Annotated in this window: 23 protein-coding genes; 20 read left to right on the forward strand and 3 right to left on the reverse strand. The window is 54.8% G+C overall.

All coding sequences use genetic code 11. The features are described 5' to 3' along the window. The first annotated feature begins 14 nt into the window (after nt 1-14). From ACFO1S_RS04640 to ACFO1S_RS04710, 15 genes are all read left to right on the forward strand, one after another. Nucleotides 15-1250, forward strand: a complete 1236-nt coding sequence (locus ACFO1S_RS04640; RefSeq protein WP_204603394.1) for a bifunctional 3,4-dihydroxy-2-butanone-4-phosphate synthase/GTP cyclohydrolase II — start codon at nt 15-17, stop codon at nt 1248-1250. 68 nt (nt 1251-1318) lie between these two features. Further along, nucleotides 1319-1789 (forward strand): 6,7-dimethyl-8-ribityllumazine synthase, encoded by a 471-nt coding sequence (ribH, locus tag ACFO1S_RS04645; RefSeq protein ID WP_204603393.1) that lies wholly within the window; start codon nt 1319-1321, stop codon nt 1787-1789. A 65-nt stretch (nt 1790-1854) separates the two neighbouring features. After that, nucleotides 1855-2643 (forward strand): segregation and condensation protein A, encoded by a 789-nt coding sequence (locus tag ACFO1S_RS04650; protein ID WP_204603431.1) that lies wholly within the window; start codon nt 1855-1857, stop codon nt 2641-2643. Continuing rightward, a complete protein-coding gene (gene scpB, locus ACFO1S_RS04655; RefSeq protein WP_204603392.1) occupies nt 2612-3229 on the forward strand; it encodes an SMC-Scp complex subunit ScpB in 618 nt (205 codons plus the stop codon). The genes ACFO1S_RS04650 and scpB overlap by 32 nt, the downstream gene beginning before the upstream one ends. Before the next feature lie 66 nt (nt 3230-3295). Next, nucleotides 3296-3988: a DUF2953 domain-containing protein gene (locus tag ACFO1S_RS04660; RefSeq protein ID WP_204603391.1), complete on the forward strand. Its 693-nt coding sequence runs from the start codon at nt 3296-3298 to the stop codon at nt 3986-3988. Between the two features lie 429 nt (nt 3989-4417). After that, on the forward strand, nt 4418-4900 hold the full coding sequence (ytfJ, locus tag ACFO1S_RS04665) for a GerW family sporulation protein (protein WP_204603390.1): 483 nt from the start codon (nt 4418-4420) through the stop codon (nt 4898-4900). A gap of 171 nt (nt 4901-5071) precedes the next feature. Further along, nucleotides 5072-6304, forward strand: coding sequence for a D-alanyl-D-alanine carboxypeptidase family protein (locus ACFO1S_RS04670; RefSeq protein WP_204603389.1), 1233 nt, complete (start codon nt 5072-5074; stop codon nt 6302-6304). Nucleotides 6305-6307: 3 nt separating this feature from the next. After that, the gene (locus ACFO1S_RS04675; RefSeq protein ID WP_204603388.1) at nt 6308-6970 is read left to right on the forward strand and encodes a nucleoside recognition domain-containing protein; all 663 of its coding nucleotides are present in this window, start codon (nt 6308-6310) and stop codon (nt 6968-6970) included. Nucleotides 6971-6975: 5 nt separating this feature from the next. Next, a complete protein-coding gene (locus ACFO1S_RS04680) occupies nt 6976-7515 on the forward strand; it encodes a spore maturation protein (RefSeq protein WP_378126338.1) in 540 nt (179 codons plus the stop codon). Between the two features lie 21 nt (nt 7516-7536). Then, a complete protein-coding gene (locus tag ACFO1S_RS04685; RefSeq protein WP_204603387.1) occupies nt 7537-8292 on the forward strand; it encodes a pseudouridine synthase in 756 nt (251 codons plus the stop codon). A gap of 314 nt (nt 8293-8606) precedes the next feature. Then, nucleotides 8607-9140: a redoxin domain-containing protein gene (locus tag ACFO1S_RS04690; protein ID WP_204603386.1), complete on the forward strand. Its 534-nt coding sequence runs from the start codon at nt 8607-8609 to the stop codon at nt 9138-9140. Between the two features lie 23 nt (nt 9141-9163). Then, the gene (gene resB / locus ACFO1S_RS04695) at nt 9164-10873 is read left to right on the forward strand and encodes a cytochrome c biogenesis protein ResB (RefSeq protein ID WP_204603385.1); all 1710 of its coding nucleotides are present in this window, start codon (nt 9164-9166) and stop codon (nt 10871-10873) included. Nucleotides 10874-10905: 32 nt separating this feature from the next. Beyond that, a complete protein-coding gene (ccsA, locus tag ACFO1S_RS04700) occupies nt 10906-12135 on the forward strand; it encodes a cytochrome c biogenesis protein CcsA (RefSeq protein ID WP_204603429.1) in 1230 nt (409 codons plus the stop codon). A gap of 39 nt (nt 12136-12174) precedes the next feature. Continuing rightward, a complete protein-coding gene (locus ACFO1S_RS04705; protein ID WP_204603384.1) occupies nt 12175-12888 on the forward strand; it encodes a response regulator transcription factor in 714 nt (237 codons plus the stop codon). A gap of 3 nt (nt 12889-12891) precedes the next feature. Continuing rightward, nucleotides 12892-14343 carry a HAMP domain-containing sensor histidine kinase gene (locus ACFO1S_RS04710; protein ID WP_204603383.1) on the forward strand — a complete coding sequence of 484 codons (1452 nt, stop codon included), beginning with the start codon at nt 12892-12894 and terminating at the stop codon, nt 14341-14343. Between the two features lie 169 nt (nt 14344-14512). Here ACFO1S_RS04710 and serA read toward each other — a convergent pair whose 3' ends face one another. After that, entirely contained in the window at nt 14513-16105 is a 1593-nt protein-coding gene (gene serA, locus ACFO1S_RS04715) for a phosphoglycerate dehydrogenase (protein ID WP_204603382.1), read from the reverse strand. Nucleotides 16106-16336: 231 nt separating this feature from the next. Continuing rightward, nucleotides 16337-17257: a hypothetical protein gene (locus ACFO1S_RS04720; RefSeq protein ID WP_204603381.1), complete on the reverse strand. Its 921-nt coding sequence runs from the start codon at nt 17255-17257 to the stop codon at nt 16337-16339. Nucleotides 17258-17365: 108 nt separating this feature from the next. Between ACFO1S_RS04720 and ACFO1S_RS04725 the strand changes: the two genes are divergently transcribed. The 3 genes from ACFO1S_RS04725 to ACFO1S_RS04735 all read left to right on the forward strand — a co-directional run bounded on the left by ACFO1S_RS04725 (nt 17366) and on the right by ACFO1S_RS04735 (nt 18990). Beyond that, complete coding sequence (locus tag ACFO1S_RS04725; RefSeq protein ID WP_204603380.1) at nt 17366-17962, forward strand: CPBP family intramembrane glutamic endopeptidase; 597 nt, start codon at nt 17366-17368, stop codon at nt 17960-17962. Further along, nucleotides 17959-18261 carry a hypothetical protein gene (locus tag ACFO1S_RS04730; protein WP_204603379.1) on the forward strand — a complete coding sequence of 101 codons (303 nt, stop codon included), beginning with the start codon at nt 17959-17961 and terminating at the stop codon, nt 18259-18261. Before ACFO1S_RS04725 ends, ACFO1S_RS04730 begins: the two co-directional genes overlap by 4 nt. A 171-nt stretch (nt 18262-18432) precedes the next feature. Further along, nucleotides 18433-18990, forward strand: a complete 558-nt coding sequence (locus ACFO1S_RS04735; RefSeq protein WP_204603378.1) for a hypothetical protein — start codon at nt 18433-18435, stop codon at nt 18988-18990. A gap of 103 nt (nt 18991-19093) precedes the next feature. Here ACFO1S_RS04735 and ACFO1S_RS04740 read toward each other — a convergent pair whose 3' ends face one another. Beyond that, a complete protein-coding gene (locus tag ACFO1S_RS04740) occupies nt 19094-19978 on the reverse strand; it encodes a polysaccharide deacetylase family protein (protein ID WP_204603377.1) in 885 nt (294 codons plus the stop codon). Nucleotides 19979-20122: 144 nt separating this feature from the next. On the opposite strand from ACFO1S_RS04740, the gene ACFO1S_RS04745 reads away from it, so the two are divergent. Both ACFO1S_RS04745 and ACFO1S_RS04750 read left to right on the forward strand, forming a co-directional pair. Further along, entirely contained in the window at nt 20123-20449 is a 327-nt protein-coding gene (locus ACFO1S_RS04745; protein ID WP_204603376.1) for a hypothetical protein, read from the forward strand. A gap of 189 nt (nt 20450-20638) precedes the next feature. Beyond that, nucleotides 20639-21238 carry a genetic competence negative regulator gene (locus ACFO1S_RS04750; protein WP_204603375.1) on the forward strand — a complete coding sequence of 200 codons (600 nt, stop codon included), beginning with the start codon at nt 20639-20641 and terminating at the stop codon, nt 21236-21238. The last annotated feature ends 20 nt before the right edge of the window (nt 21239-21258 follow it).

Raw genomic sequence — 21258 nt, forward strand, 5'->3', positions numbered from 1 at the left:
AGGGAGCGATAAAGATGGAGCATCAGGAAGATCACTTCGATCGCATTGAGGACGCAATCGACGAATTAAAGAAAGGGCGGGTCATCATCGTCGTAGACGACGAAGACCGCGAGAATGAAGGGGATCTTATCGCGCTGGCCGATAAGACGACGCCGGAGGTTATCAACTTCATGATCAAGGAGGCGCGCGGGCTGCTGTGCGTTCCGATTACCCAGGAGCGGGCGGAAGCGCTTGACCTGCCGCCGATGGTCAGTCACAATACGGATTATCACGGCACGGCGTTCACCGTCTCCATCGATCATGTGTCAACGACTACGGGGATATCCGCTCACGAAAGAGCGTATTCCGTCAAAGCGTTGATCGATCCTGAAGCCAGGCCGGAAGATTTTCGCAGACCGGGCCATATTTTCCCGCTGATCGCCAAGGACGGCGGCGTGCTTAGGCGCGCAGGACATACCGAAGCGGCGGTCGATCTCGCGAAGATGTCCGGATCCGTTCCTGCGGCAGTCATCTGCGAGGTCATTAAGGAAGACGGCTCGATGGCTCGTCTGCCCGACCTCCAGGTATTCGCCAAGCAGCATGGGCTGAAGCTCATCACCATTAAGGACCTCATTCATTACCGCAACGAGAAGGAGAATCTCGTCAAGCGGGAGGTCGCGGTCCGTATGCCTACCGACTTCGGCACTTTCCAGGCTGTCGCATACACGAACGAGGTCGACAATAAGGAGCATGTCGCTTTCGTTAAAGGCGAGATCGACGGGTCGTCGCCGGTGCTTGTCCGCGTGCATTCCGAGTGCCTGACGGGCGATGTCTTCCATTCTCATCGCTGCGATTGCGGACCGCAATTGGAAGCCGCGCTCAGGCAGATCGACGAAGCGGGCAGCGGAGTGCTGCTGTATATGCGCCAGGAAGGCCGGGGAATCGGCTTGATCAACAAATTGCGCGCCTATGAGCTTCAGGAGAAGGGATTGGACACCGTGGACGCGAATATTCAATTGGGGTTTGCTCCCGACTTGCGCGACTACGGAATCGGGGCGCAGATTCTGAAGGATCTCGGCATACGCGATATCCGCTTGCTGACGAACAATCCGCGCAAGATCAAAGGACTGGAAGGCTACGGGCTGAACGTCGTCGAGCGCGTGCCGATTCAGATGGCGGAGAACGAGGACAATACCGGTTATCTGCATACGAAGAAAGCGAAGCTGGGGCATCTGCTCTCCTTCAAGGGCGACCCGGATTACAATATTTAAAGGCACTGGCGCACTGCCTGAATGAATGAATGAATGAATGCCACATACACAATGAGAGGATGACAAATATGTCTATCGTATATGAGGGTCACTTAGTTTCCAAGGGGTTAAAATACGCGATTGTCGTCGGAAGGTTCAACGAGTTTATTACGTCCAAGCTGCTCGGAGGCGCGCTTGACGCGCTTAAGCGCCACGGAGCGGAAGAGAGCGAGATCGAAACCGCCTGGGTGCCGGGCGCATTCGAAATTCCCTTCATCGCCCAGAAGCTTGCAGAGAGCGGGAAGTACGATGCAGTCATTACCCTCGGCGCCGTTATTCGCGGCTCTACGCCGCACTTCGATTACGTATGCAACGAAGCAGCCAAGGGTGTAGCCGCCATCTCGCTGAAGACGGGCGTTCCGACGATTTTCGGCGTGCTTACGACGGACAGCATCGAGCAAGCGGTGGAGCGCGCAGGGACGAAGGCCGGCAACAAAGGCTGGGAGGCGGCCGTCACGGCGATCGAGATGGCGAATTTGACGCGGGCGATCTCGGGCTGATAAAATTTGCTTCTAGCGTGTGACTCGGATTAGGGACGAAGGCAGGAGGAGAAACTCGCGTGGCAATGCTGTACAAGCTGGAAACGTTCGAAGGGCCGCTCGATTTGCTGCTGCATCTAATTGATAAAGCGGAGATCGATATTCAGGATATTTCAATCAGCGATATTACCGATCAATATATGGAATACCTGGCGGCCATGCAGGAGCTTGAGCTTGATATCACCAGCGAGTTTCTCGTTATGGCGGCAACGCTGCTTTCCATGAAAAGCAGGCAGCTGCTGCCCAAGCCGCCGGTGACCGATGAGCCTTGGCTGACGGTTGACGAAGACGAGGGTCTGGATCCGCGCGAGGAATTGATCCGCAAGCTGATCGAATATCGCAAATTCAAATCGGTCGCAGGTCAATTGCGGGAGAAGGAATGGGATCGCAGCCAAGTGTACACGCGGGAGCCTGCGGATCTTTCCCCGTTCGAGAAGGCGGTTCAGACGAACCCGGTGGAAGGGCTGCATGTGGACGACCTGGTTAACGCCTTTCGGAAAGCGATGAGGCGTCTGGCCGGCCGGCAGCGGGTGTCCTCGATTCGCAAGGACGAAATCTCGGTCAAGGACCGGATTTTTGACATTATTGATACGCTAAAGCATCGATCCGGCGGCGAAGGAAGACTGTTGTTCTCGCAGCTGCTTAGGGAGACGGATGACCGGGAAGAAATCGTCGTTACCTTCCTGGCCGTTCTGGAGCTGATGAAGCGCAGATGGATTTCCTGCCATCAGACCGCTTTATTCGATGAAATCGTGTTGTCGTGGACGGGGAGAGAAGAGAGCGATGAATTACTCGACATTGAAATCAGTACTTGAAGGCCTGCTGTTCGTATCCGGGGATGAGGGAATCAGCGCGAAGACGGCCGCCGAGGTGGTCGAGACGGACATCGAGGTCGTCAAGGACGTGCTGAAGGATCTTCAGAAGGAAATGTCCAAGAAAAACCGGGGCATCCGTGTCGCCGAGGTTGCGGGCGGATACCGGTTGACGACGGTCATTGAACATGCGCCTTATTTCGAGAAGCTGGCTTACTCTCCTTCCCGTTCGTCTCTCTCGCAATCCTCACTGGAGACGTTGGCCATTATTGCCTACAGACAGCCGATTACCCGCATCGAGATCGAGGAGATTCGGGGAGTAAAGGCGGATCGGGCGATTCATCGGTTAGTAAGCAAGGACCTGATCGAGGACAAAGGCCGATCGGATGCCGTAGGCAGACCGATCCTGTACGGAACGACGAAATCGTTTCTGGATTATTTCGGCTTGGCCAGCATTCAGAGCCTGCCGGAACCGTCGGTTGCGGACGGCGACGACGAGCTCGAGGAACGGACGAAAATGCTGTTCGACCGCATTGAGGGTCGTCAGCTTTCCATGGAGGATCTGGATCGCGAGCTGGATTCCGAATGAACGAATATCCAGAAGAATGAAGATGGACCAGAAGGCCATACTACCCCTAGGAAAGGCGGGGGAAGTATGGCCTTCTGGCTGTGGATCGCGCTGGCGATCGTTACGGTACTCGTAGTCTTAGGTTTAGGATCGCGCCTAAGCGTTCGCATTCGGTATTCCCGAAGCGGCCGATTGGATCAGCTCGTGATTTTCTTTCAAGCGCTGAACGGCCTTTTTCACTATCAGATTATTCTGCCCTCCATTGTGATTCGGGGATGGCAAGTCGTCTATCGGGAGAAAAGGCAAGGCGGATTGAGCGGTCAGGACAAGGCGCAGGGCAATGAACGCGCAGTTGGAAGAAGGACGATTGCCCGATATTCGAGAGCTTACCGCACCTTGCTTGCTTCCACGCGCAAATTCAGATTATGGGCGAGGCGTACGCTGAAAAAGGTAGAATGCACCCGCTGGCGGCTCGATTTTCGCATCGGGACGGGAGATGCCGCCTCTACGGCGATGATCGCCGGTCTGCTATGGGCGGTATCGGGCTGCGCGACAGGAATGGCAAGCAGGATAGTCAACTTCCGCACTTCACCGCATGGGGAGGTCAAGCCGAACTATTCCGCAGCCGAGTTTGCGGTCGTATGGGAAGCGGATTTTCACATTCGCGTCATCACCGCACTGTGGGCGTTGGCCAGGCTGGGAACAAGCACGATTCGAATCCGCTCCGCGATTCGCGCATGGCGCAGCTGGATGACGCCGCCCGGCGAAACGGCGGGCTGACGGCAGGGTGAGGCGAATTCAATCGTCGGCGAACCGGTGCGGATGCTGGACGGATGAATCTGTAAATGAGCGCATATGCGGGGCTTAACCCCTGAACATACAATCAACGCTATAGGTGCTCGCCTTTAGCGTTGGTTTGTATGGATCGGAGCTTTTATTCTATTCGGCCTTTCTATGGCAGCCACTATCGCTTACCTTGTCTATGGTACAGAAGGAACAGGTGGCATTGACCTGGTTTTGATTAGCGCATTATGTGCGGCAACTCATTTTAAAATGGGGATAAATCACAGAATGTACGCCCGATACCAGTGGATAACAACTGGTTTTTTTCATGATTACCCTCTTCTCGGGCCGAGAAACCAAATCATAAAAAGTCCGTCTTGTGCGCAAACTAAATTTCAGTAATTGACGAATAAAAGGAGTGGGAACATGTCTCAACATCCAATCAATGGTTTGATGCAAACGGCAATGGAGAACATCAAGGATATGGTGGACGTGAACACCATCGTTGGAGAACCCGTTCAGACGCCGGACGGCAGCGTGATTATGCCGATCTCCAAGGTCGGCTTCGGCTTCGCGGCAGGCGGCAGCGAGTTCAGTTCGGCGGAGGAGACCTCGGGGGGCGGCTCAGGCTCTCATGCCAACGGGCAAGACGCCAAGAACGCTTCGGTAGCGCTCCCGTTCGGCGGAGGCAGCGGCGGAGGCGTATCGATCACGCCGATCGCTTTCCTGGTCGTCGGAACGCAAGGAGTCAAAGTCGTACCGCTGGATAGTCAGACCCATATTCTGGAGCGGCTTATCGATGCTGCCCCTGAATGGGTCGATAAGCTGAAGAGTGTATTTCAGCGAAGCGGAGACGCGTCGGAATCGATACGGACCGTCGGCAAAAATTCGTCTAATAATCTCATGTAAATGCACACCAAGCCGGCCTGAAGGTCGGCTTTTCTAGTTGAGTCCATTTGGCCTGGGCACAATCGGCGAACAAGCTGGGCTACATACTTTGGGACATGCGCACATAAAATGGTGACATGACTTTCGCGAAGGGCTCATCCCGCCCAGGCGGCGCCGCCCGAGGAGGAACGTATGTTCACCATTAGCCAATCGTATCGTTACAGCCGCACCATAGCGATCGCGCTGCTTGCGCTGCTGATCTTTGTCTCGGGCGCGAATGCGGCACCTTCAACGTCCGATCGGATCGGGCAAGCGGACTTTCAACTGCCCGCTCCGCCGGCGAATCAAGCCAAGGCAGCCGCATTGGCCGATGTCGCCTCAGGCCGTATCCTTTTCAGCCAGCACGGGGACGAGCCGATGAAAATCGCCAGCTTGACGAAGATTATGACAGCAATCGTTGCAATCGAACATGGAAATCTGGACAGTACGATTAAAGTCAGCGCGCGGGCGGCAGGCAAGGAGGGCTCTTCGTTGTATTTGCAAGCCGGAGAGAAGATCACCTTGCGCAATGCTTTGTACGGACTTATGCTGCGCTCCGGCAACGATGCGGCGGTGGCGATCGCGGAGCATGTCGGAGGTTCTACAGAGGGCTTCGCGTTCTTAATGAACCGCAAGGCGGAGGAAATCGGGCTGACCCACAGCCATTTCATGAATCCGCACGGACTGGACGAGCCCGGCCATTACTCCTCGGCGAACGATCTGGCCAAGCTCGCCATATATGCTCTTCAACAGCCGGACTTCAAAGAGATTGTTTCAACGAAGGTCAAGTCGGCGCCGAAAGCGAATGAGGAATGGGATTATAAATGGGTTAACAAAAATAAAATGCTGACGATGTACGATGGGGCGGACGGCGTGAAGACGGGGTATACGAAGCAGGCGCTGCGGACGCTTGTCAGCTCGGCAACTCGCAGCGGTCAGCAGCTGGTAGCCGTGACGCTGAACGACCGCAACGACTGGGTCGATCACGCCCGGCTGCTCGACTATGGCTTCGCCAACTTTCCGCTCGCGCAGGTAGTCAAGGCCGACGATCCGGTCAAAGGCTATCCTTACGAGACGAAGGGAAGCTTTTTCTATCCTTTCGCCAAGGGCGAAAGAGAGCAGCTTGAAGTTCGACTTATTCCCCTTAAGGAAGGAACCGTGCACTATCAGCTAGGCTATCGGGGGCAGTTGAGCTTCGTTCTGCATGACCGAAAGATCGGTTCCGTACCGCTGGCAGCGGACCCGAACCGGGAGAAGCCTGGACAGGCGAATGAGCCGAATCCGTCGATCGGCACGTTGGCTTCCGGGACATCCGCGCGAACGGCGACAATGGCGAATGCGATTCGGACCGCTATCCGAGCGCTGCTGCTGCAAGGAGGGACATAACCGATGGTGAACTGGATATGGATGGGCATGATTGTCGTGAGCGTCTTGTTCGGCGCGGCGAACGGCAAGATGGAGAAGGTGGCGGAAGCGGCCTTCGGCGGCGCCCAGACTGGCGTTACGGTATGCTTCGGGCTGGTCAGCATTCTCGTATTCTGGATGGGACTGATGAGAATCGCGGAGGAGTCCGGTCTGGTGCGCAAGCTGTCGGTCCTGATGGCTCCGCTGGTCCGGAAGCTGTTTCCCGACGTGCCCCGAGACCACCCGGCCATGGGGTATATCTTGTCCAACATGAGCGCCAACCTGCTGGGACTCGGCAATGCCGCAACGCCGATGGGAATCAAGGCGATGCAAGAGCTGCAGAAGCTGAATCCCGAGCCTACCGTCGCCACGCCGGCGATGTGTACGCTGCTGGCGCTGAATACGGCGAGCATTACGCTCGTTCCGACGACGATCATCGCCATTCGAATGAATTTCGGCTCCGTCCATCCCGCGGATATCGTCGCTCCCACCTTGCTGGCGACGCTGATCTCGACCGGAGCGGCTATCCTCATCGACAGATGGTACCGCGGCAGGAGCAAGACGCCTCCCGCACGAACAATCCCGAACGCAGGAGCCCGAACAACGGCTAAGCCCATCCAGCCTCCCGCGTCCGCAGGAGGAGGCTGAACGCGGTGATTGCGTTTATTCAACTGGTATCCACCTGGACAATCCCGGTTCTTATCGCTTTTATTCCCTTATACGCTTCGTTCCGCAAGGTGCCCGTATATGAATCGTTCGTCGATGGGGCGAAGGACGGCTTCGGCACGGCGATCAGCATTATTCCTCATTTGGTCGGCATGATGACCGCCATCAGCATGTTCAGAGCCTCGGGCGCGATGGATGCGCTGATCGGGTGGATCAAGCCCTTCATGGAGAGTATCGGCATTCCGGGGGATGTGCTGCCGCTCGCCTTGCTTCGCCCGATCACCGGGGCGGGATCGCTTGCCTTCGTTACCGACTTAATCAAGGAGCAGGGACCAGATTCCTTCGCCGCTCGTATCGCCTCGACCATTCAGGGCAGCACCGATACGACCTTGTACGTGCTGACCGTTTATTTCGGGGCGGTTGGCATTCGCCAAGCCCGATATGCCCTGAAGGTCGGGCTGCTTTCGGATCTGGTGGGCTTTTTCGCCGCCGTTGCCGCTTGCTGGTTATTGTTCGGCTTGGTATGATGGGGTTGAGGTGAACGAAGCGTGGAGGAACGATTGCAGAAGATTCTCGCGAACGCCGGCGTGGCTTCGAGACGCAAATGCGAGGATTTAATTACGGCCGGCAAGGTTACCGTGAATGGAAAGGTAGTCACCGAGCTTGGCATCAAGGCCGATCCCGCCGTCGATGTAATCACGGTATCCGGCAAAGCGATTAAGCAGGAAACGAAGATTTATATGATGTTCAATAAGCCGAAAGGCGTCATTACGAGCGTCTCCGATCCGAAGGGGAGAAGCGTAGTCACCGATTACCTGAAGGAGGTCAAGGAAAGGCTCTACCCGGTCGGTCGGCTGGACTACGACTCCGAGGGCTTGCTGCTTCTGACCAACGACGGAGATCTGGCGCACAAGCTGACCCATCCAAGCCATCACGTCCCGAAAACGTATCACGCGACCGTGGAGAGAGTGCCTCACGGCAGCGCTCTGGAAAAGCTGGCCAAGGGAATCAAGCTGGAGGACGGGATAACCGCCCCGGCGGAGGTCGAATATCACGACATTGATCCGGAAGGCAAATTCGCGACCATCGCGATTACGATTCACGAAGGCCGCAACCGACAGGTGCGACGGATGTTTGACGCCATTCATCATCCGGTGACGAGGCTTAAGCGCATTTCCTTCGGCGGGCTGTTCCTGAACAACCTGCAGAGAGGCAAGCATCGCAAGCTTACGAAGGACGAGCTGGAGAAGCTGCGGGAGATGGCGGAGGGGATCAAGCTGCCCTCTGCGCAGGACAAGGAATAGACGAAGCTTTTACGCGAACGTCAGAGCCGGCGAACGGGCAGCCCCGTTTTCCGGCTTCTTTGTTCACGATACAGACTTTATATGTATCACGTTCTGCTTCGCTGTGTCGTCTCCGCAAAGTTTCCCCGGCTGTCGGAGGACGCCGAAAGCGTTTTTGCTTGTCCTCGCGCATGCCGTGACATTGTACCAATTTAGACAAACAAAATCGCTAAAAATTCGGCAAAATCAACGTATACTTGAAGGGGTCGATTGCTGACGGACAAACGTTCCGTTACAATGGAGTTATTGCCGTATAGGTGGTGTGAATAATCAATATGGGGCGTTATCGAAAACCGATTCAATACTTCATTCTAGCCGTCGTGCTCCTTGTGGGAGGTTACGCGATCGGCAATTCGCTGTTTACGAAGAGCGTCGTGCTTACGAAGGGAGACAAGCCGCCGAGCTTTCGTCTGGCCGACCTGGACAACCGGGTTCACGATATGAAGGACTACGAGGGCAAGCCGCTGATCGTCAACTTCTGGGGCACCTTCTGTCCGCCGTGTCGCGACGAGATGCCTGCGCTGCAGAAGCAATACGAGAAGTGGAAGGGCGAAGGGCTGGAACTGATCGGAATCAACCTTAGCGAGGACAAGCTGACGGTCGAAAGCTTCATCCGCCAGATCGGCGTAGACTTTCCTATATTAATGGACAAGGATAGAAAGACGGAAAAGAAATACGGGCTCAAACAATATCCGACGACGTTCTTCATTACCCCTGGCGGGAAAATTCAGGAAGTCGTCATTGGCGGCTTGCTGACCGAGGAAGAGATCGACCAACGCGTGAATCGGCTTATGCAAGCGAAGTCGTAAAGTCTATCAAGGGGGCCTAAGCGTTGTTTCAGAATACCAAATGCGAGTGCGGTCATCAGAATCCCGTCGGAACGGTTCTCTGCGAGTCCTGCGGCAAGCCGCTTGACGAGGCGCTGCTTAAGGACGAGAAAGCCCTGCTGGAGATGAGATATGACGGGGTAGCGCGCAGATCGCAGAAGGCGAACCCGCATCTTGTTGATCGCATATGGAACTTTTTTTCCTCTGTCAAGATTGCCGTTTACTTGATCATAATCACATTGATCGGCGCGTCTCTGGGCACTATCTTCCAGCAGGAAAGCACACTGATCAACTTAACCGAGCGCTCCGAGTTCGCGGCCTTCTATAAGGAGAAGTACGGCACGATCGGCATTGTCTATCATGCGCTCGGCTTATCCCGGACGTTCGAGTCGTGGTGGTTCATCACCCTGCTTGTCATGATCGGGACCTCGCTTGTGGTTTGCAGTCTGGATCGGGTGCTGCCGCTGTATCGCGCGCTGTCCAAGCAACAGATCCGCAAGCATTTGCAATTCATCAATCGACAGCAGGTGATATACTCCGCCGATCTGACAGAGCCTGCGAAGGACTGGCTGGAGAAGTTCGGCAAGGCGATGAAACGTAAGCGTTATCGGGTCTGGCAAGAGGATGGAGCCTTGCTCGCCGAGAAAAACCGCTTCAGCCGCTGGGGGCCGTATATCAACCATATCGGATTGATTATTTTTCTGTTGGCGGTGCTGGGACGCAGCGTGCCGGCCTGGCACATGGACCAGTATCTGGCTCTGTACGAAGGCGAAACGCGGCAAATTCCCGGAACCAACTACTATGTGACGAACGATAAGTTCACCCTGGATTACTACTCCGACGACGAGCTTGCGGCCAATCAGAAGGGGACCAAGGTCGTTAAGCTGTACGAAACGAAGGCGCGGCTGTTCGAATGCACGGATGCCTGCGACGAACCGCTTGCCGAGCCGGTCTTGACCGAGGTGAAGAGCCACGACATCCGCGTGAACAGCGCATTGTCATACAAGGGGCTCAAGCTGTATCAGAACAGCTTTCAGGAGAGGGTTCGTCTGATTTCCGTGCACCCGACGCTGAGCGATTCGGAAACCGGGAAGACGATCGGGAGCTTCGATCTGCTGATGGATCATCCGGAGGAAACATACGCGCTGGGCGAATATACGCTTAAGCTGAACGATTACTACCCGGATTTCAGTCTCGACGGGCAGAAGCGCCCGATGACGAAGACTAGGGAGCCGAACAACCCGGCATTCGTGTTCCGCATCGAAGGCCCCGACGTGCAGAAGCAGGGCGAGGTGTATATTTACTTCCCGCTGCCGAACGAGACGAGCAAGTATTACGAGCAGATCTTGAACGAGAGCTTCAAGCAGCGCGGCGACAGCACCGGACGATTTGCCTTGAAGGTGGAAAACGCGCTTGTCGATGGTAAAATGAACAATATCAAGTATTCCGAGTATACGACGTATTTGAACATTCGCGTAGATAAAGCGATGCCTTATATTTGGGTCGGCGCCGCCATATCCATGATCGGCCTCGTGATGGGCTTCTATTGGCAGCATAGGCGGATCTGGCTCAGAATTGACGGAGACAAGCTGTCTTTGGGCGGACATACGAACAAGAACAGCTACGGATTAAGAGCAGATGTCGCAGGAGCGTTGGGAGCAAGCGGCATAGAGGTCGATCCCAAAGCGCTCGATAACAGGAGGAATGCACGTTGAAGTGGTGGCTTGATTTCAGCAGTGACGCATTTATGGTTGCCTTTTACTTATATTGCGCCTCGTTCATCACCTACGCGATTGCCGTAGGAGGCAAGCGCTGGAGCAATCGCAAGCCGGAAGACCATACGAGGCGCTGGGGCAAAATCGGGTTTGGTCTTGCGGTCACCGGTTGGCTGGCGCACTTAACCTTCTTCTTTACCCGCTGGTATGGAGGAGGGCATATCCCGACGAGCAACATGTACGAGTTCATGACCTTCCTGGGCATGGCGATCATGCTGGCTTTTATTGTCATTCATTTGATTTATCGCAATATGCTGCTGGGGGCTTTCGCGCTTCCGCTGGTCATTATAATCGTTGCCTACGCCTCGGTCTTTCCTTCCGAGGTGCAGCCGCTGATTCCCGCGCTGAACAACGTCTGGCTTAAGATTCACGTAACGACAGCCGCAGCGGGAGAAGCGTTCTTCGCCATCGGCTTCGCGGCGGCGCTCGTGCAGCTGATCCGCGTTGTGGACTTCAACGGCACGGACAAAGCGGCCAAGCGCTCGCAGTTCTGGACGGAGTTTTCCCTCTTTGTTATTATCGTGCTGGTAGGCTTTCTCGTAGCCGTCTTCGCCTTCCGCGGATCGGGCTACGAAGCTTCCTTCTCGCAAGAGAAGACGACGATCGACGACAGCGGGACGGAGTATACTTCGGTGAAGGAAGTGAAGTACAGCCTTCCGCCGATCGTGGCTCCTTACAATAGCGAGACGGTTAAGTTCCAGGCGTTCCTGGGAATGAAGGAGCCGCTGTTCGAGGCGCCGGCCTGGATGAACGGGGTCAACGCGGGGCGCAAGCTCAATACCGTCATCTGGTCCGTAATTGCGGGCTTGGTACTGTATGGCTTACTCCGCCTTCTTGTACGCAAGAAGCTTACTGCTGCAATTCATCCTCATCTGTCCGATATCGATCCGGATGATCTCGAGGAAATCAGCTATCGTGCGATTGCGATCGGCTTCCCGATCTTCACGCTTGGCGCGCTGATCTTCGCGATGATCTGGGCGGAGATCGCCTGGTCGAGGTTCTGGGGATGGGACCCGAAAGAGGTATGGGCGCTCATTACCTGGCTGTTCTACAGCGCTTATCTGCACCTTCGCCTCTCCCGAGGCTGGCAAGGCACGCGATCGGCCTGGCTTGCGGTAATCGGATTCCTCGTCGTGATGTTTACATTGGTCGGGGTTAATCTTATTATTGCCGGATTGCATTCCTACGCGGGCGCAGAATAATAACGGCGCAGAGGATATTAACCGAGAGGGGCGTTATGCATGAACACGGGCAATCGGATATTGGTCGTAGACGACGAAGAGAGAATTCGCCGTTTGCTTAGAATGTATCTCGAAAAAGAGGGCTATGAGATTGAAGAGGCGGAGGATGGAGAAACCGCTTTGCGCAAAGCCCAGGATGAGGATTTTGATTTGATCGTGCTTGATTTGATGCTGCCGGGCATTGACGGCATCGAGGTATGCACGCGTCTGCGCCAGCAGAAGGCGACGCCTGTGCTGATGCTGACGGCGAAGGGCGAGGAGGTTAACCGCGTACAGGGCTTTGAGGTCGGCGCGGACGACTATGTGGTGAAGCCGTTCAGCCCGCGCGAGGTAATCTTCCGCATCAAGGCGATCCTGAGACGTTCCTCGGCGACGGCTTTCCTGTCCAAGGAAATGAATACAAGCAACAACATCGTATTCCCGTACCTCATCATCGAGCATGATGCGCATCGGGTTACCGCCAACGGCCAGGAGGTCAATCTGACGCCTAAGGAATACGAGCTGCTGCATTATTTGGCCAGCACCCCGGATAAGGTGTTTTCCCGGGAGGAGCTGCTCAAGGACGTTTGGAATTACGATTTCTTCGGCGATCTGCGCACAGTGGATACGCACGTCAAGCGGCTTCGGGAGAAGCTGAATCGCGTATCCGGCGAAGCGGCCTCCATGATTACGACCGTATGGGGAGTCGGATATAAGCTAGAGGCGGCGAAATAGCCTATGGCCATCTGGAAATCTGTCGTCGGCAAGATGTGGCTGACGATTATGGGGCTGGTCGGGGTCGTCATTACGACGGTCGGTTTTTTCCTGCTCGAATACATCGACTTGACGTTCGCCGATCCGGTCAAGATCAAGCATCTGTTTATATACTCGGGCATTGTCGGCTTTCTGCTTACGACGTTTTTCGCCTTTTTCCTGCTCACCAAGATCACGAATCCTCTGCGAGAGATGAAGGATGCGGCCAACCGGGTCGCCCAGGGGGACTACTCGACACGGGTCGCCACCCGATCGTCCGACGAGATCGGGGAGCTGGCCAACACCTTCAACCAGATGGCCTCCGAGCTGAATACGCTGATTCGCGATATTCAGCATGAGCGAGATCATCTCAGCAGCGTGCTGCGAAGCATGACGGACGCCGTCATTTCCTTCGATGCCGAAGGAGAAGTCATCTTGACGAATCCGCAAGGCAAGCATCTTCTGGAGGACTGGAATTCCGTTGACTGGTCGGAGGAGGATGTTCCCGCTCGGGATGCCCACATTCCCGGACCGCTGCGGGAAACCTTCCGTAACGTCGTCTCCAGCGGCAAGGAGCTGACCGTCAAAATTCATGTGAAGAGTGGAGTTTGGTCGGTCGTCATGACTCCGCTCGCTTCGACGGATTCCGTTCGGGGAGCGGTGGCCGTGCTTCGGGACGTTACGGAAGAATTCCGCGTAGACAAGATGCGCAAGGATTTCGTAGCGAACGTCTCACATGAGATCAGAACCCCGCTTTCGATGGTGCAGGGCTACAGCGAAGCGCTGATGGACGACATTGCGGCGACTCCCGAAGAGCGGAGAGAACTTGTCCAGGTCATTCATGACGAGTCTCTGCGCATGGGGCGGCTAGTGAAGGATTTACTGGATCTGGCGCGCATGGAAGCCGGATATTTGGAGATGACTTTCCAGCCCTTGGATGTGAATGCGCTTCTGTCCAGAGTGTACCGTAAATTCGCGGCATTGGCGAAGGAGCGGCAGATTACGCTTACGAAATCCGAGCACGATCCGTCCTTGACGCTGGAGGCGGGGGATGAGGACCGGCTGGAGCAGGTGCTGACCAACCTGCTCGACAATGCGCTGCGTCATACGCCTTCGGGGGCAGCGATCGCTCTGCGAGCCTCCAGAGTCGCCGGCGACAAAGGCGACGTCCTCGAGATTCGGATTATAGACGAAGGGCAAGGCATCCCGCCGGAGGATCTGCCCTATATCTTCGAAAGGTTCTACAAGGCGGACAAAGCCCGCAAGAGAGGAACGACGGGCGGGACGGGGCTCGGACTTGCGATCGTCAAAAATCTGATTGTAGCCCACGAGGGCACGATCTCGGCCGTTAGCGAGCTTGGCGTGGGGACAACGTTCACGATTCAGCTTCCCGTTTCGGCGAATCGGCCGAAAGGCTTCGATGAATTAAAAAGCTAATGACATATTAAGCCCTCTAGGCGGATGAGAAGCTACTGAGAAGCTACCTCGTCCAAGCCAGAGGGCTTTTTTTGTCAGGACTTCTTCGATTCTGAGAACGAGAAAAGGCGGCAGACCGGGAAACATCCCGTTCTGCCGCCTTGTGGCGCGCCCTGAGAGGGTTATGCGCTTAGTACAAGTGAACTTCCTTGGCATTATTGAGATCAGGCAGGGCAGTCAGCTCGCCGATCACCTGCTTCGTTACGGCTTTGTCTACGCCCAGCACCATAATCGCGGCGCCGCCGACGATTTTCCGGCCCACCTGCATCGACGCGATATTGATCTCGCTTGTACCGAGGAGCGTGCCCACGCGACCGATAATCCCCGGCTTGTCGTGGTGCGAGATCAGCAGAATGTGCCCTTGCGGCTCTACGTCGACAGGGAACTTGTCGACTTGAGTGATGCGAGGTCCGAAGCCGTTCAGCAACGTGCCGGCAACGAGACGCTCTTCCTTGTCCGTGCGGAGCTGTACGCTGATCTGGTTGGTGAAGCCCTTCGTTGCCTGAGACTTCGTTACGACGATGTTCACGCCGCGGTTTTTGGCCAGATGCATCGCGTTTACGACATTGACCTGATCGGAGCCGAGGTGGTGGGCCAGTACGCCTTCCACAACTCTGCGCGTCAAAGGCTGAGTGTCTACGTCGGCCAGATCGCCAGCGTATGTGACGCCGATTTCCATGACGGGGCCTTCGGCAATTTGCGCCGCGAAGCTGCCGAGCTTCTTGCCGAGCTGGAAGTAGGGCTCCAGCTTGTTAAGCACGTCAGCCGCGACAGGAGGCATGTTGACGGCATTCTTGAAGGGCTCGTTCCGTAAAATATGCAGCAATTGCTCGGAAACGTCAATCGCGACGTTCTCCTGGGCTTCAACGGTGGAAGCGCCGAGGTGAGGAGTCACGATGATTTTCGGGTGGGTCAGGAAAGGATGATCGGCTGCAGGCGGCTCTTCTTCGAAGACGTCAAAGGCTGCGCCGGCGACTTGACCGGCATCGATCGCTTCCACGAGCGCAAGCTCATCGATAATGCCGCCGCGAGCGCAGTTGACGATGCGCACGCCTTTCTTGATCACGGCAAACTGCTCCTTGCCGATCATATGACGGGTTTCTGGCGTCAGAGGCGTATGCACCGTAATGAAGTCCGCTTCCGCGATAATGTCTTCGACGGATGCTTTCCGAACGCCCATCTTCTCGGCGCGCTCTTCGGTCAGGAAGGGATCGTAGCCGAGCACGTCCATGCCGAACGCCTTGGCGCGCGCGGCAACCTCGCTGCCGATGCGGCCCATGCCGAGCACGCCGAGCACCTTGTTCCGCAGCTCAACGCCAACGAACGATTTGCGATCCCATACGCCGCCGACGGTCTTGGCATAGGCTTGCGGGATATGGCGCGCGAGCGCCATCATCATGGCGAATGTGTGTTCGCAGGTCGTGATCGTATTTCCGTCAGGAGCGTTGATGACGATGATGCCGCGTTTGGTAGCCGCATCGAGATCAATGTTGTCCACGCCTACGCCCGCACGCCCGATCACCTTCAACTGATTGCCGGCATTCATGATTCTTTCCGTTACGCGTGTCTGACTCCGTACGAGCAGAGCATCGTATTCGCCGATAATGGCGACCAACTCGTCCTCGCTGAGGCCTGTCTTTTTGTCAATGGAGATGTCGGATGCTTCAACGAGAAGCGAGATGCCCAAATCGCTGATCGGGTCCGATACGAGAACTTTAAACATGATAAAACCCTCCTTCGAAATATAGAAAACACCCTCCACCGCCGATCCTCCGCATAGGGCGGACTAACGGTGCGTAGAGGGTGACTCCGCAAGGTCACTTCTTTAAATTTCATGTCGCTGTACGCACGAGCGTATTTCCGATTGCCTTTCCTATTTTATAGCAATCGGACAGACAAAAGCAATGGCGAATATGCAACAATTGACGCTTTATAGCGTTAAAGGGCTAAAAAACTATTTGCCGGCCGAGAAAAAGGGCAGCTGCGGCAGCAGTTGATTGTCGTAAAATCTCGTTTTGACGTCGACAAAATAGCCCTCATTCACCGCTTCGGTGCTCGTCAGCAGCTCCGCAATCGCGTTAAAGCTCTTGATCTTGCGTTTATCCGCTTGACCGGAATTAATGAACTGGTCGATCTTTGCCGTAAGATCGTGCGGCAAATATTCGTTGAGGCTGGCCTGCTGAGACATAAAGTCGGAGGAAAGCTTGATTTTCACGATCAACGGCAAGCTTTTCCATTTGGAGATCGACAGAACGTCCGGGCTGACGAAGTCGCCTTGAATGTCCATGTCTACGGTCTCCGCCCACTTGAGCATGGAGGCGAAATATTCCTGCTGGGCTGTAAGCGCATGGGCCAAGCCTTGCTTATAGAAGCTATTGGCGTTAATCTTGTCGAGAGTCGATTGTGGCGATCCTTCATTCGCGGTCGTCGCCAGCTCTCCGAGCCCTTCTTCAAACAGCTTCAGGCTTTTCAGGTAATCGGTTTGCGAGTTTTGGAGCTGCGGAGAGATTGGCGCAACATATACGCCTTTAATGGCGTCGTATTTACGCTTGGCCGTCTTGGCCAGCTCCTTCATCGCAGCGGAGCGATCCGAGGTCGGATCGGACAGCCACTTGTTCTGGGCGGCGAGCCATTCGTTTTGAAATTCACGATACGACAAAAATACGGTATGATAAAATGAAACTAAATCCTGCTGCTGATAGGCGTTCGGTTGCGAATCCGCCGCCGCTGCCTTGGACGGTTCCTCGGCATATTTGGCTTCGGTGCGATCCGTGCCTACCTTGACTCCGTAGAAGAAGGCGCCTATAGCGATGACTAGCATAAGCAGAAAGGCCAGAGAGAACATGAGATCAGATCGATTTAGACGCTTTTCCATCGGTTGCTCCTTTTAAGTAGCGGACATTTGTCATTAGGTTATAGTAGTCCTAGTATAGAAAAAAACGTTGGGCTTGAACATACAAAAATTTTCATTTGCCGAGGGAACATGAGAAAATTCGACATTCGCAACATTAAGATTCGTCAGGTATCGGTCGATGAATTAAATGATAAGATGCTGCTTGCCAATCTTTATCTTACTCAGGCACTTACCCTTATTATCGGAATTGTGTGGGTTTTATTACAGCGTCGGAATCCACTGAATTTTTTTGCAGTGCCCTCAACCTACGATTTTGTGCTGTGGGGCGCGGGATTGGCGCTTCTGGTCCTGCTCTTCGATCTTGGCATTTCCCGGTTTGTTCCCGAGGAGGCCACGGATGACGGGGGCGTCAACGAACGTCTTTTCCGTATGCGTCCCGTATGGCATATTGCCGTGATTTCGCTCGTGGTGGCCATCTGCGAAGAAATATTGTTTCGCGGGGCGATTCAGTTCGCCATCGGTCCCTATTGGACAAGCATCTTGTTCGCGGCGATCCATGTTCGTTATTTGCGCCACTGGATCCCGACGGGAATGGTGTTCGCCATCAGCTATGGGCTGGGCTTCATTATGGATTACACGGGTACTTTGCTGGCTCCCATTGTCGCGCATTTTCTGGTGGACTTTATAATGGGCTGTATTATCCGCTTTCGGAGGGAAGAAGCATGAACGAAGATCAGCAAGGCTCTCCATCAGCATGGGACCGACTTATGAGCGCCAAGAAAGCGGCGTTCGGAGAGCCTGCGGCTGCAGAAGAAGAGTTAACTATAGAGGAATTGGAGCTGGCCATTGCCGAAGCGGCCGCCAGCGCGGGGGTGCCGGAGACGGGCATGCCGCCGCGCTCCGAGGTTCATCCCGTGAAACGCAGTCAAATTTCCCGTTGGTTCTATTTGACGCTGGTCGTGCTGTTCACGGGGCTCGTTATCGGCTTGCTCTGGTGGGGACAGCGTCTGGAGAAGCTGCCCTAGCAAGTGTCGGATTAACCATTATTCTTTAGGGAAAATTTAGGATATTAGGGTCTTTTGCCCTGTGGGTTGTCCCAACCCTTTCCGGTAATATAGATCGTGTCCTACATGATGCTGGAAAAAAATCCAGTATCCATGTAAAAGACACATCTAGAGAATAGGGAGTGCAGGGACTTGAAACGAATTGGATTGGTAGTATTGGTAGGTTTGGCTTTGGTAGCTGCGGCTTGTGGAAAGACGGAGAAGGAGACGCAGGTGCCGAAGGGCAACTACGAGCTGAAGGAAGTCAAGCTGTATTCGGATAAGGTTACCGTATCGGTTCCGAAGGATTTCGAGCTGATGACGGATGAGATGAAGCAGGTAAAGTATCCCGCGGGAAATCCTCCGGAGTTTGTATATACCGATGCAGAGGGTACGGTGAATGTCGCGATCAATGTAGTGGATAATCCGCTTACGGAGAAAGATATCGAGCCGCTTGTCGAACAGATGAAGAGCATGTATAAGGCTGCGGCCAGCGAGTGGATTGACAGCGGCAAGCTGGAGGTCAATAAGAAGACGTACGGCTTTGTCGAGTTTAAGATCAAGACGCCGGACGGAGCGGAAGTGTACAATTACATTTACTTCACCGATTACGACGGCAAGATGTTCATGGGGACGTTTAACAGCGTCACGGAAAAATTGGACGACTGGAAGCCTACGGCTAAAGAAGTGCTATATTCGATCAAATTATAATCAAAAGGGTTGTTCTCGGAGCTCGGCTCCAGGAACAACCCTTTTCTATGAACGGTCGGACAAGCATGAACTCCAAGTACGACGAAGCCGTTTTTACTTGATTCTACAGCTCGGTATCGATGGCGTCTGGATCGACGAAGGAATATCCCTTTTCCTCCAGCCGGGTCAGCAGATTGTCCAGCGTTTTGGCCGTCCAGGGCAGCTCGTGCATGAGGATATTGCTGCCGGGATGCAACTGCTCCATGACATTGTCGATGACGGCTTGCGGCCTTTTGTCTTCGGAAATCTTGTTCATATCCCAATCCAGAGAACCGTTGGACCAGGTCATGAACAGCAATCCGTTGTCCTTGGCCACCTGGCGAACGGCATCATTGGATGAACCGTGCGGCGGGCGGAAGAAAACGGGGGCTTCTCCTGTCAATTCCTTGACGATAGCTTGAACGCTTTCGAGCTGTTCGCGAATTTTCGGCTCCTTTTCTTTCTTCAGCTCGATATGGTCCCACGAATGATTGCCGATGACTTGACCGCGGTCCGCGATTTGCTTCAGCAGGTCCGGATTGGCCTTGACCCGATAGCCGTTGACGAAGAAAATCGCCTTGGCCTTATGCTTGTCAAGCGTATCAAGAAGAGGATCGAGCGTTTCCGGGGCTTTCGGGCCGTCGTCGAAGGTCAGCAGCACGACCTTGTTATCGGTCGTTTCCTTGTCGATCGGGACGATAAAGTAGTTTTTGTTCATTCGATAAGCTTTCTTGACTTCCACCGGCTCCGAAGGGACGTTCGATTCGGTCGCGGAGGCTTCCGGGCTTGCCGACGGCGACGCGGGAGCCGAAGGGGATGACGCGCTCGGCGAAGCGGAGGCTGTAGCCGATGTCGTTGGCGAAACCGACGGGGATGATCCGGCTTCGGGCTCTGCGCCGCTGCTGCAAGCGGATACGAGGCCTCCGGCGAGAAGAAGAGTTGAACCTAATGCGATCAATCGACGATTCATGATGGAATTCCCTCCGTTATTTCGTTGCGATTGCTTGATTGTATCATACTTACCTCAGGAAACCACTTTCGACGCTTCCTTATTTTGATGGGGCATGTCCTGAGCGGCGGCGGTCAAAATATAAAGGGTAAGGAGGTGGCAAAATTGAGAATCGGGACATTCGTACTGGGCGGTTTGGCTGGAGCGGCCGTCGTCATGATGATGCGGCGCAATCAACGGTTCATGACGATGGCCTCGTCCATCGGACAGAACGTCAAAGGGCGCATGGGCGGCTTCAAGGACGAAGCCATCGAAAAAGCGATGAAATCGGGCTTTGCAGACGGATTTCGACGAATCGGCGAGAAGCGGTCGGAGCATTCCGCGTCCCATGACGGGGGACTTGACCAGGTCAAAAAGCTGATCACTCAGGATCCGGAGGTCGGCAAGGAAGTCGATGAGATTCTGGAGCAGAACGGACACCGCCACAACTAGCCGGGCAGCTGTCGAAGCGAGGCGGCATCGTTCACCCCGAGCGGGGAACGGTGCCGTTTTTTTGCAATTCGAGGGTTTTCCCTAGTGCATTTCGGCGGGAGAAGTGATAACATGTTCTCAAGAAAGTTTCATTCACGCATTATATGCTTAATCATAAGCTGTTATCACCGGCAGAAGGAGGATCCTGTCATGAGGATGGAGCGGCTTAGCCAAGACAAAATTCGGATTTTCCTCACGTTCGATGATTTGACGGAGCGCGGGATCCAGAAGGAAGATATGTGGCGCGAAATTCCCAAGGTTCATGAGCTGTTCAGCGAGATGATGGATCAGGCTTATAACGAATTGGGGTTCGACGCTTCCGGACCGCTTGCCGTCGAAGTATTCGCTATGCCGGCGCAAGGGATGGTCGTAATCGTGACCCGGGGCAAGCTGGAGAGAGATGCGGAATCCCCCGCCGAGGACGAGGAAGAAGTCTACGAATTGGAAGTGACGCTTGAACAAAGCGAAGCCATCATATATCGCTTCAGGGATATCGAGGACGCGATCGGCGCGGCCAAGACGCTGAACGGACGCTTGACGGGCGAGGGCAGATTGTACCGCTACCAGAACCAGTGGGTACTGTGCTTTGATCCCGCCGGTCTGGAGAGCTCAGGTTATCATGCGCTTATCGCCGTTCTGGCGGAATACGGCGAAGCCACATCAATTACGCCGGCCGTACTGGAAGAGTACGGTAAGGTCATTATAGACGCCGACGCGGTAAAGGTACTGGCAGAGCATTTCGCGAATTGATGGCAATTGCCGAATAGGTA

Origin of the sequence: Cohnella boryungensis (assembly GCF_042651945.1) — a bacterium.
Taxonomy (GTDB): Bacteria; Bacillota; Bacilli; order Paenibacillales; family Paenibacillaceae; genus Cohnella; species Cohnella boryungensis.